Origin of the sequence: Allobosea massiliensis, assembly GCF_042655245.1 — a bacterium.
Classification (GTDB): Bacteria; Pseudomonadota; Alphaproteobacteria; order Rhizobiales; family Beijerinckiaceae; genus Allobosea; species Allobosea massiliensis.
The window spans coordinates 1-10,853 of sequence record NZ_JBHSLU010000025.1; the positions used below are offsets into that span (position 1 = coordinate 1).

Annotated in this window: 9 protein-coding genes; 2 read left to right on the forward strand and 7 right to left on the reverse strand. The window is 60.4% G+C overall.

The window, feature by feature from the left end:
- The first annotated feature begins 162 nt into the window (after nucleotides 1-162).
- Nucleotides 163-603 (forward strand): hypothetical protein, encoded by a 441-nt coding sequence (locus ACFPN9_RS11430; RefSeq protein ID WP_156451675.1) that lies wholly within the window; start codon nucleotides 163-165, stop codon nucleotides 601-603.
- Between the two features lie 31 nt (nucleotides 604-634).
- Complete coding sequence (locus ACFPN9_RS11435; protein ID WP_377816988.1) at nucleotides 635-1,078, forward strand: hypothetical protein; 444 nt, start codon at nucleotides 635-637, stop codon at nucleotides 1,076-1,078.
- 67 nt (nucleotides 1,079-1,145) lie between these two features.
- Here ACFPN9_RS11435 and ACFPN9_RS11440 read toward each other — a convergent pair whose 3' ends face one another.
- From ACFPN9_RS11440 to ACFPN9_RS11470, 7 genes are all read right to left on the reverse strand, one after another.
- On the reverse strand, nucleotides 1,146-1,385 hold the full coding sequence (locus ACFPN9_RS11440; RefSeq protein WP_156451674.1) for a hypothetical protein: 240 nt from the start codon (nucleotides 1,383-1,385) through the stop codon (nucleotides 1,146-1,148).
- Nucleotides 1,386-1,453: 68 nt separating this feature from the next.
- Nucleotides 1,454-3,118, reverse strand: a complete 1,665-nt coding sequence (locus ACFPN9_RS11445) for a hypothetical protein (protein ID WP_377816991.1) — start codon at nucleotides 3,116-3,118, stop codon at nucleotides 1,454-1,456.
- A gap of 130 nt (nucleotides 3,119-3,248) precedes the next feature.
- Complete coding sequence (locus ACFPN9_RS11450) at nucleotides 3,249-6,650, reverse strand: DNA polymerase III subunit alpha (RefSeq protein WP_377816993.1); 3,402 nt, start codon at nucleotides 6,648-6,650, stop codon at nucleotides 3,249-3,251.
- 2 nt (nucleotides 6,651-6,652) lie between these two features.
- On the reverse strand, nucleotides 6,653-7,318 hold the full coding sequence (locus ACFPN9_RS11455) for an exonuclease domain-containing protein (RefSeq protein ID WP_377816996.1): 666 nt from the start codon (nucleotides 7,316-7,318) through the stop codon (nucleotides 6,653-6,655).
- 65 nt (nucleotides 7,319-7,383) lie between these two features.
- Nucleotides 7,384-7,830, reverse strand: a complete 447-nt coding sequence (locus tag ACFPN9_RS11460; RefSeq protein ID WP_068203635.1) for a hypothetical protein — start codon at nucleotides 7,828-7,830, stop codon at nucleotides 7,384-7,386.
- A gap of 76 nt (nucleotides 7,831-7,906) precedes the next feature.
- Complete coding sequence (locus ACFPN9_RS11465) at nucleotides 7,907-9,910, reverse strand: hypothetical protein (RefSeq protein WP_377816999.1); 2,004 nt, start codon at nucleotides 9,908-9,910, stop codon at nucleotides 7,907-7,909.
- The coding region (locus tag ACFPN9_RS11470) for an AAA family ATPase (protein ID WP_377817001.1) at nucleotides 9,907-10,853 on the reverse strand (947 nt) is incomplete at its 5' end. The genes ACFPN9_RS11470 and ACFPN9_RS11465, both read right to left, overlap by 4 nt.

Genomic DNA, 10,853 nt, shown 5'->3' on the forward strand with positions numbered 1-10,853 from the left:
AGTGGCTGGGGTCCACATCGCTCGCTCCAAGATGGCCTGAACAACCCCTTGGAATCACGAGTGCCCCAGTCGCTCAACCCTTTCGGGACGGGCTCTCAGGAACTTGCTTTAAGCGGGCGCGCGAACGCGGTATAATAAATCACCATAAAAATGGATTATGCGATGGATGATTTTCACGAAACGCGAGCGGATGATCACGTCGGGTCACCGCCTGCGCACGCTCTTCAATACATCCCGGGCGCAGACATCGACGATATGAACCAGCCGCCGGCGTCTGCCATTCCCGAGTTCGACGATCGTCTCGGCATTCTGGATTTCTTCACGCGGAAAGAGATCATGCGGATGGCGTTCGATACGTCGACCCGCTTGTTTCAGAGCGTCGCGTTCCCGGATAGGAAGCCACTCGCGCCGGAAAAGGCGCTGGGCATGTATCGCCAGGTCTTCGATCAGACGCTCGCTGCGGCGTGCATCTGCCTGAGCGACGATGTGATGAAGGCAGCCTTCAACAAGATGACTGCGCGCCTCGGACACAGCGAGGATCCATGGGAGCTTGCCCTGCAGCGAGAGTTCAATCGGGTCATGCAGCAGCAGGCGGAGGGCTAGTGGGCCTTCAGACAAGGCGGTGCTCCTACGCGTGCTAGGCGCCGCCGGCGGCGGCCGCACGACCTTTGCTGTCTCACAGGCCGCGGAGATTCTTGCGACAGACGAACGGCGCCTGGTGGTCATCGACACACTGGGACATGGCGCAAATTCGGCGATCGAGGGTCAAGGCCTTGGTGAGCGGTCGATCTTCAAAATCGAGACCTCTGCCAACCTGGTTCTCGCCGTGTCGCGGCATCTTATCGCCTCAGGCGGTGTCGCGTGCGTGATTGTCGATGACCTGCCTGGCCTGGACTTTGGGCAGGGAGGTGATCAGTGGGGTCGGACGAAGGCGGTGGCGGGATTCGTCCAGTCCCTGTCTGGGATCGCTCTGGCGTTCAAAACGTCGCTGATCCTTGTCGATCGGTCTTCCGATTTCGGCACACGACCGCCGTTGGGCTTCCGTGACGAGTTTGTCGCCGAGAAACAAGCTGCTTAGTTGGCTGCAATGAAAAAGGCCCCGGCGATTTTCTCGCCGGGGCCTTTTTTGCATTCGAGCGCCTGGATCATTCGCCGATGAGATCGAAGTCGATCATCTCGACGGGAAAGCGCTTGCGTTCGATCTCGATCTCCCGGAGCTGCTGCATGTATGGATCCTGGCGGAGCAGGTTCTCCGAGTATGCCTTGAGCACCGGGTCGCCACCGTAATCGTCGTCGAATTCGTCGTCGAGTGAGCCCTGGGTTGATGGCGGCGACATCTCTCCGGCACCGAATTCCTCCGTGAGATATTCGAGATCGCTTTTCATCTGAAGCATTTAATTGGCTTTCTAAAAATGCGCCTGGCGCTGTTTTATTCGCAATATTCTGACAGGTCTTACCTGCCGATGCCGCCGGCATCGCGCTCGGCGCTTTTATTTCTGGTACGCGCAATATCCTTCGGCGGGCTCATAATTAAATCAGAAGCTGCCGTGGTCATCATTTTAATCTCGTAATCGCGCTTGTAAAGCGGAACGTTGGCCTGCGCGCCAATCTTATAGGCTGCAGACACGAGGATGTTTTCGATCCCAGCCACCGCAGACCCGCGCTCTGTCGCGATTTTCTCTCCGGGCGTTTTATCCTGTTTTTCCTTCCGCTCGCCCAGCAGTGCGCTGATGTCGACGACATTCTTGGAAGCGGTTCTTTCGACCTCCGAGCTCATTGCCATCCTGGCCCCGGCCACTGCGACTTCCTCAGCCTTCTTGAGGCTCGGCTCACGCGTGTGCAGCATGGTCTCGAGGGTTTCCTTGAGGATCTGGCGCCTCACATCTGGTTCGATCCACAAGGTCTCACGTTCAATGCGCCGTTTGACGCGTTCCAGTGAGCGATCCCGGTCATTGACCTTCTCATCCAGCTCACTCTGCCGATCGCGAAGCTCGCGCAATGTCCGCGCTTGCTCGGCCTCGGCCGAATTGTCTTTGAGATTTGTGACGTAGCCGGTGAGGGTTTCGACAAATTCGGTCGTCTTGCGCAGGTGCTGATTGTCGAGGGCATGTGAGCGCGAAGCGCTCTCCATGAACCCCCGAGGCCGGTCGATCTCACCGAACCGAGCCGGATCCTCGCGCACGAGCTCCAGGGTCTTGTCGAAGCCGACGATCTCGATCGATCGGCGCACGCGGTCGAGCGTCTCATCGACATCAGAGACGATTTGCGCGTCATGAAGCGCTCGAGCCAGAGTGTCGTTCGATTTCAGCCGCTCGACCATATTTGTGTCGATCTGACGGATGAAAGGTTCCGTCTGCGCCCTTAGGGTCTCCAGTCGGTCGCGTTCGGAAGCGGTATCGCGCTCGAATGGGACCAGCTGCGTTGCGAGATAGGCGAGGAGATCCTTGCGGTTTTCGTGATTCAGCGTCTGGCTCTTTGCCAGGCGATCCAGGATGTCGTCGGCGTCTTCTGGTGTGACGCGCATGTTCTGATCGGCGATGCGGGTGATTTCGGCCAGCGCTTCCGAGCTGTGCTCAAACGGAGCTTTCTCGGTGCGGCGCTTCTGCGCGGCATCGCCGTCGAGGTCGATAACCGGCAGGCCACGTGCGCGCATTGTGTTTTTGAAGGACGCGTATTCCTCCTCCGAGGTGATGATGTTCACCAGAGAGGTGCCGCCGGTCGCTGCCACCTTGGACGCTGCCTTTGCTGGGTCGAGGTTTTCTCGGAAAGCGATGCGCCGCGGTCCGGGGGTGATCGTGGACTTTGCGCGATCACCAGCGAGCAGGAGCGAGAAAATCCGAAGCCCGCTTTGAAGCCCCCCTGCGGTTCGGCCAGCTGAGTGCGCAATCGAGTTGGCACCGGATGCCGCAAGAGAGAGAAGACGCGGCGCGCTCTTGGCAAGCATGGTGCCGCCAACGGCCCAGACGAGGGCCGCGCCCGCGAAACCGAACGATGCTGTCAGGCCAGTCGAAGCCGTTATAGCTGCTCCGAGGGTGGGAAGGCTGACCGAACTGAGGAGAGCACCAGAAATGAGCTCTGCGCCGGCGCCAAGCGCCAACTTTTTTGCGTACTGCATCATTCACCCATTTTCTGCCATTTCCGCATTTTACCATGGCGGAGGTGGCTGGGAAAATAGGGATAACTCAGAGACCGCGCGGGGTTTTAAATGGCGATAAAAAAAGGGGCGGCGTTTCCGCCGCCCCTTCAATCTATCTGACCCAGACGTCCCGGATGCCGGGTAGGCGTTTGAGCCATGCCTGTAGCTCGTCGCTGGGCTGGACCCGGTTGATGAGGGTCCATATCTCGGCCGCTCGGCCATCGCCCAGGCTCACCATGAGAACCAGCTTATGGTCACCGCCTCGGCCCGCCACGCGGATTGCAGCCTTGATGCCATCGTCGGGGCGGTCGATCAGCGATCGGATCGCTTCGGGGTCGAGCCCGTTCTCGAACGCGACAACAATCGCAGCGGGCGCCTCCTTGTCGGCGTCCGCTGTGGTTTTCCAGCTCTGCAGGACTTTTGACGTCCTGGTGGCACTGAGTGTCATGACAGCGATCTCCCCTTCCTTTGGGAGGTTGCTCGGCGATTGAGCGTGAATGCGGGTTCTGCCGCTCTCATCGGCGATGATGATCTCGACGCCATCGGCGCCGATGCCGTCTGGCCTTCGGTCGCCGACCTCGTAGATGCCTTCGATGCGGCCGATCACGAGGATGGAGGCGTCAACCTTGGCTGTTCGCAGCGAAGCGACCGGTGTCGCCCCGATGAGGTAGGACAGCAGCTGGTACTGAGCCGTCGGATGACGGCTGAGGCGGAAGCCGATGGCAGCAATCTCAGCTTCGATCTCCGATGCCAGGTCAGGCTGCTCGCGCACCTTGCTGCTTCGTCGACTGCGGCGCGCGGCGTCGATCTCCGTTTCGGTTCCAAGGTCGTCGAACAGGCTGGGGCCTGCGGACTTCTTGCCGATTGTCATCGTGCGGATAATCGCAGTCAGGTGCGGGCGTCGTTCGCCGCTGTCCCGGTCGAGCAAGCTGTCGAAGGCGCCGGCTTCAACCAGGATGATGATCTGGTTCTTGTTCAGTCCCGCCTCTGTCATCCGCAGGACGGCGTCTGAGGCGGAAGCGAATGGGCCGGCGGCCCTTGCCCGTTCGATCGCGAGCGAGGTAGCTTCCGAAATGCCGGCCAGGCCTCGGAAGCCGAACCGAACGCAGCCATTCTCGATGGTGAAGCTCGAGCGCGAGGCGTTGATGTCTGGCGGGAGAATGGTCACAGCCATGCGCTCGCATTCGCGCACCATCTCCTCGACCTTCTCCTTCCCGTCGCGGCTGTCCCAGTCGAGGTTGGCGCAGGCGAAAGCGAGCGGGTAGTGGTGTTTGATGCAGGCGGTCTGCCAGCAGATCAGTGCGTAAGCCGCCGCATGGCTCTTGTTGAAGCCGTAATCCGCGAACTTCTCGATCGTGTCGAAAAGCTTTTCGCCATCGACCCGAGGGATACCCGAGTGTTTCTCACAGCCGGCGACGAAACCCTCTCGACCAGCTTTCAGTTCTGAGGCAATCTTCTTGCCGATAGCGCGCCGCAGAACGTCGGCTTGGCCGAGGGTGTAGCCTGCCAATACCTGGGCTCCCTCGATGATCTGCTCCTGATAAACGAAAATCCCGTGCGTTTCCTTCAGGACCGGCTCAAGCTTCGGGTGCGGATATTCAACCGTTGCTCGGCCCGCCTTTCGGTCTGCGTAAAGCGGGATTTGGTCCATCGGGCCCGGCCGGTAGAGCGAGACGATCGCGATCAGATCCTCGAATTCGGTCGGATTGATCTCGAGTAGGGCTTTCGTCATGCCCCCGCGCTCGATCTGAAACAGGCGCAGCGTGCGGCCGCGATTGATCATGTCGAATACGCCCGGGTCATCGAAGGGCATGTGGTCGGGCCTGATCGTCGTGTCGGCGCCGTAGTGCTCGTGGATGATTTCCCACGCCCGCTGGATGACGCTAAGCGTCTTGAGCCCGAGGAAGTCGAACTTGACCAGCCCGGTGCTCTCGACGGGCTTCATGCTGTACTGCGTGATCCGGGAGCCATGCCCCATCAACGGGGTAGTCTCGAAGAGCGAATGGTCAGAGATGACCACGCCGGCAGCGTGTTCAGACTGGGAGTCGAGGACGCCTACCAGCGTCTCGGCGATTTCGAGAGCCTGACGCAGTTCGACGTCGTTGATGATTGCGTCCTGGATTTCAGTCGCGTTCTTGATGTCGTCAAACGTCTCGGCGCCGTCGGGCATCTTCTTCGTGAACGAGTCCGCGATCGCATTTGGAATCCCAAGGGCCCGAGCCGCGGCTTTGAACGCACCTTTCGGCTGCATAGTCGTGTAGGCGGCGATCTGGGCGACGTAGTCCTGGCCATAGTGATTGCGCACATACTCCAGCACCTCGCCCCGGCGCTGCTCACAGAAGTCGATATCGAAGTCAGGGAGGGAGACGCGCTCGGGGTTGATGAAGCGCTCGAATAGAAGACCCCAGCGGATCGGATCGATGTCGGTGATGCCAAGGCACCATGCCACGAGCGATCCGGCGCCTGAGCCACGCCCAGGGCCGACTGGAATGGCGTTGTCCCGGCACCATTTGATGAAGTCCGCGACGATCAGAAAGTAGCCGGAGTATTTGAGCTTTGTGATGTGTCCGAGCTCGAACTCAAGGCGGTCATGGTAGACCTTCGCCTCCGACCCGGGTGGCAGCTTAGCCAGGTGAACCTCGAGCCCAGCACGAGCCGCCTCAATGACGGCGAGCTCCTCGTTTTGAACGTCTTTGGCTCGGGGAAGGTGGGGTTTTGCTGAGGGAACAGACCACTTCAGATTCTCGGCGACGGTCTCGGCGTTCCGAAGGAGCTGCGGCGTGTCGCTGAAGAGCTCGGCCATACGCTCAGGCGACTTGAAGTCGGATCCGTATGCCGGCGCGGGAAAGGCCGGGTCGCCCACAAGGACCGTGCTCCCCAGGGAGTTGAAAGTCAGCACCTCAAGCGCCAGCCGGTCCTTGTCTCCGGCGTGCCGAACGGGCGAAACGCCAATGCACGAGATGCCGTGTCGGTTGGCGATCTCGACGAGGTGCTTTTCCTTCTGGACGTCGGCCTCGTCCATCGTTTCGTGGCGCTCGATTGCGATGGCAAAGCGAGATCCAAGCGCGAAAGCCATCTCGGCCGCGATTGCATCGGCAATGTCAGCGCGGTTCTCGCGCAAAGCGGTGTCGAGTGGGCCGTCCAGGCCGCCGCTGGTGACAAAGATGCCGTCGCCGAACGTGATGAGATCCTCGGTTCCCAAGGGCCCGGAGTTGTTCAGGAGGTGGCAGCGGTTGTTGAGGCCGATGAGGCTGAGCCATCCACGCTCGTCCATCGCATGGACGGTGACATACCCATTGATCAGTGAAGTGCCATAGGGGAGGCGCTCGCCGATCAGCGGCGTGATGCCTTCTTTCGCTGCGGCCTGGCTGAACTCGTAGGCGCCCGCCAGGCTCAACCTGTCGGCGATACCGATTGCGGTGTACCCAGCCGCTTTTGCGAGCTTGACCAATTTCTTCGGGTCAAGCGTCGAGCGCCGCTGACGGCTGTAATGGCTTTCACAGGTGAGCAGCATGATCAGTCGAGTCTGAGCGGTGAAATGTTCAGGTTCTGGTGCGCGAACGGCCAGGGCTTTCGACTGACCGCGTTCGAGGCGGAGAGATCGAATTCCGAGGCGCTGCAAAGCGCGATGAAAACCTGGGCGGTAAGCAGGCAGTCGATCGTTGAATCGTGACGCGTGGACCGATCGACAAATTCGATCTCGCGGTCGAGGCCGACCTCGCGGCAGAGGGCTTCGATTGCCTTCGGACTTGACGGTATCTGAAGCCGCCTCAGCAGCGCGTCCAGGCCGACCTGTGCGCCGGGCCAACGCTGGCGGGCGAGATCGATCGTGTCGACAGCGTCATGATGAAACGCGATCCCGACGCGAGCGCACTCGGCTCGAATGAAGCCGAGGTCGAAGGCTTTGTTCTGGATAACGAGCTGGCCATCGCCGATGAATTCCATAAGGCGAGGATGAACCTCGGAATAGAGGGGGGCGTGCGCCACCATCTCCTTCGAGATTTTATGGACCTGATAGCTGCCGAGTTTGATCTCGCGGCCTTCGGGATTCACATAGGTGGAAAACGTCCGCCCGGTGATTTTTAGGTCGACCACTTCGACCGCAGATATTTGGATAATTCGGTCGCCGTCGGCCGAATTCAGGCCGGTCGTCTCGGCGTCTAAGACCGCGTGTTTTGCCATGGAATAATCCAAATAAAAACCGGGAGGGCGGAGCCCTCCCGGTTACAACGACTGAAGTTGCTCGATCAGAACGGGTCGGCCATTTCGGGCTGCGCGGCCTGCGGCGCCGGGCGTTCGCCCTTGTCTCGAATGCCCATGGACAGATACAGGCCGCTCTTGCCGCCGACCTTCTCCCAGATCGAAACTTCCTTCGTCACGGTGAGCTCGTGATTGATCTGGCACGAAACGTTGCCGGTCCAGACGGGCGCTTTCTCGTTGAGAACCTTGGCATTTCCGTTGTTGTCGATGCGGCGATCGAAAACGGTGCCCTCGAAGATCAGCTTCGTCTCAGCGCCTTCGAACTTGACCTTGCGGCTGGTGAATTTGCCGCTCCTGCCATTGCCCGAGTAGGCCTCCTTCACAGACACGGCGTATTTCTCGCCGTCGATGTCACCATTGCCGGTGAACTCGAACTCACCCTTTTCGCGCGGGGTGAAAGCGCTTGCCGTATTCGGGCGAATTTCGAATGCCATTTCCAATTTTTCCTTTGAGGGATTTTCCGCTCAGATGGGAGTGTCTATTTTAATCCGAGAAACTAATTTTGTCTGCCTATTTGAGCAGCGCCTTTAGCGAACCGAGGATCGCATTTGGCAGGCTCGAGATATCTGGGACCATCAGCCATTTCTCCATGGCGAATTGCGGCTGCTTTCCCCCAATCGCGATGCCGATGACGTGCCCTCCATCGCGTTGGATGGTTTGGGCGGCTTGTTCCGCGAGTTCGATGTTATTCCAGTCGGGTTCTCCGTCTGTCAGAATAATCTGAATTTTCTTGTCGTCTCGACGGTCCCGCTGGTCGGACCATGCATCAAGCATGGCCTGGCCAGTGGGTGTCCCGTTCATCTGGATAAGCCGCCGGCCGAGCTTGTCGATCAAGAGGTCCAGGCAGTGCTTCGTGTCGAGCAAGCCGTGGTCCCAGTTTTTGACCAGGTGCATGTCGACGTTGTCGTCGCCACCCGTGTAACCGAGATAGCGTGTGCGGACGTTTTTCGCGGGGCCAAGGGCCTCGGTCAGCGAGATGAGCGACTGCATGAGCAGGTCGATGCGCCGCAGGCGCTTCTCCGGATCTGCCGACTTGATCGAGGTCCGCATCGAAAACGAGATGTCGAGCAGGAAATCGATGCTGGTGTTATTCGCTCGCGCGACGCTGGTTTGCTCGTAGACGTCTCGGGCACGCATTGCGAGGCCCGCAATGTTGCCCATGTCGAGGTCGCCTTCCTCGCGGTTTGGACGGAATTTGCGGTGATTGCGGGCGATGACGATTGCCCGCATTGCGCCGGTGAGCGCCGACGTGACACCGGTGATCTCACCCCGGACGCTCTCATAGTGCACGAGGCTGGCTTTCTCAGGCTTGTGGGTGTGCCTGACCACGCCGTCTGCCAACGGATGGCTTGCTGCTGATGCACCCCCGTCCGGCATCGCTCCTGTGACGCCGGCGATGGCCTTCGCGACATCGGAGATATCCAGGTGGTTTTTGACCTCTGGATTGTGGGCGCACGCGGCTTCGCGGATAGCAGCCTCACGCGCGGCAGCCGCGCTGTCGTCGTCAGAGTTGCCAGCACCCGTCGAAGGGTCGTCCTTGGGGGAGGTCCCTTGCGCATCCTTGGTGCCACCATCGCTATGGCCCGGCTGATTGTTCGGGTCGTCTTTCGTGTCGTCCGATTGGCCGGCCGTGGAAGCAGCCTCCTGTTTCTCGTTCGGAGGAGGAGGCGACGAATCTGACGACGGGCTCGGTTGAGAGCCGGTGTCGCCGGCGGAGGAAGATGACCCAGGACCTGGTGCCTTCCCGCTTTGTGGCGGAGGCGGCAGGGCCGGTGCCTTCGGGGGGTATCGGTCCATGATCGCATCACAAACGTCGATCGCGATCGCATAGATCGCCTCGTTCGCTTCAGCGTCACTCAATGTGCCGGCCTGCAGCACGTCGGGCCACCTTTTCAGGGCGAGCTCGTGCACGAAGGGGTTCTGCTGTTCGAGCTTCGCGAGGAGATTGCTCGCGATCGGCGCGGCCGAGTATCTGTTTTCGCAGGCGTTGAGCCAGGTGAACGCGGCCGAGGCGATGTCATAGGGATCGTCCATTCGACCGATGTTGTCGTCGAAGATGCCCCGCTCGCGGCGCAGGACATGGTTTCGCGTAGCGTCGAGATTTTTGCGCGTGCCGGGAAGGTCGCGCATATTGTTTCGCTCGATGCGCCAATCTTCGGCGGCGTTCCAGATATTGAAAGCCGTCGTGTTGCGAATGCGGGTCTGGCGATCGACGGATTTTGCCGCGTCCTTGTCGTCGAGCTTAAACCCCAAGGTCTTTTCCTGGAGTGCATCGATCACGTCGAAGGGGGTGTAGCGATGGTGTCCGGCCTCATGGTCGGCGTAGCCGCGGAGAACCCGGACTTCGTCGATAGGGTAAAGCTGGGCGTCGTGGATCGTCGGGAGGCGCATCTCAGTGCGCGTGGTCCATGCGCCATCGCCTGAAAACGAGATCGCGAGCCGACGGCCCGTGATTGCGGACGTCGTGATCTGGATCTCGCGCTTGATGGAGTAGCCGAGGAGCGCGTGCTTCATGGGTTGATGCCGGCAGCGGTGACCGTCTTGGGCGCCGGATTGAATTTCTCCCAAGCGTCGCCGATCACCTTTTCTGCGATGGAGCTCATGGCGTTGACTTCGTCGGGATCGCCGCCGCGGCTGACGATCTTGGAGCGGATGGCGCGGATCCGTGCTTCGACGGGATCGTGAAGAGCCTTCTGCAGGAAGAGAGCGTTGCGAGCACAGGTCTCCAGTGTGCGGTGGCTGCAGGCGGTCCGAAGCGTTCCTGCCTTGAAGGAATCTCGCAGGCCAGCGGCGACAGTCGCGATGATCTTCGCGGTGTCGTCGTTCAGCTCCGGGTACGCGCTGCGCAGAAAGGACGTGTCCTCGACCTCGGACCGGTAGTCACATTCGAGCCAGGTGCTGATGCGATCGCGGGTCGCCTCGGACATCTCCTGCTGGAGCTGATAGAGGTTGAGGCTGTCTGCCCGCCCCTTCGTGTTCGCAGTTGCCATTATCGCGAGGTTGGGGTGCGGCATGACAGTGCGGTTGCCGTCATCGAGGATGATGAGGCCCTTGCCCTCGAGCAGCTGATGCATCGTGTAGAGGAGGTCTGGGTCGGCACGGTCGAATTCATCGATGCTGATGATGGACGGCAATTCCATCGCTTGCTCGAGGACACCCTTCTGCCAGACCGTCGATGACGCACCGTTTGCCGCGACCTGGGTGAAGCCGCCGAGCAGCGCCCGGGGGCGCATGTTGCCGTCGATCGGAATGCGGAAGAACGGACGCCCGAGCTTGGCGGCGACCTGTTCTGTTCCGACGGTTTTGCCGCATCCGGTGGGCCCGACCATAGCGATGTTGTCGCCGTTCTCGACCGACCTGTGCACGGCGGTGAGAAAACCATCCAGTGGAGCGCCTGCGTTTGTGCCGGCGCGGGCGGCGTAAAAGTCGGCCATTGGATAGGCTGACCCCTTTCGGG

Bases quoted from the DNA above. Each gene is read 5' to 3' on its own strand.
- ACFPN9_RS11440 (WP_156451674.1), bottom strand. From the start codon at position 1,385: ATGAAAAGCGATCTCGAATATCTCACGGAGGAATTCGGTGCCGGAGAG.
- ACFPN9_RS11430 (WP_156451675.1), top strand. From the start codon at position 163: ATGGATGATTTTCACGAAACGCGAGCGGATGATCACGTCGGGTCACCG.
- ACFPN9_RS11465 (WP_377816999.1), bottom strand. From the start codon at position 9,910: ATGAAGCACGCGCTCCTCGGCTACTCCATCAAGCGCGAGATCCAGATC.
- ACFPN9_RS11450 (WP_377816993.1), bottom strand. From the start codon at position 6,650: ATGCTGCTCACCTGTGAAAGCCATTACAGCCGTCAGCGGCGCTCGACG.
- ACFPN9_RS11455 (WP_377816996.1), bottom strand. From the start codon at position 7,318: ATGGCAAAACACGCGGTCTTAGACGCCGAGACGACCGGCCTGAATTCG.
- ACFPN9_RS11445 (WP_377816991.1), bottom strand. From the start codon at position 3,118: ATGATGCAGTACGCAAAAAAGTTGGCGCTTGGCGCCGGCGCAGAGCTC.
- ACFPN9_RS11460 (WP_068203635.1), bottom strand. From the start codon at position 7,830: ATGGCATTCGAAATTCGCCCGAATACGGCAAGCGCTTTCACCCCGCGC.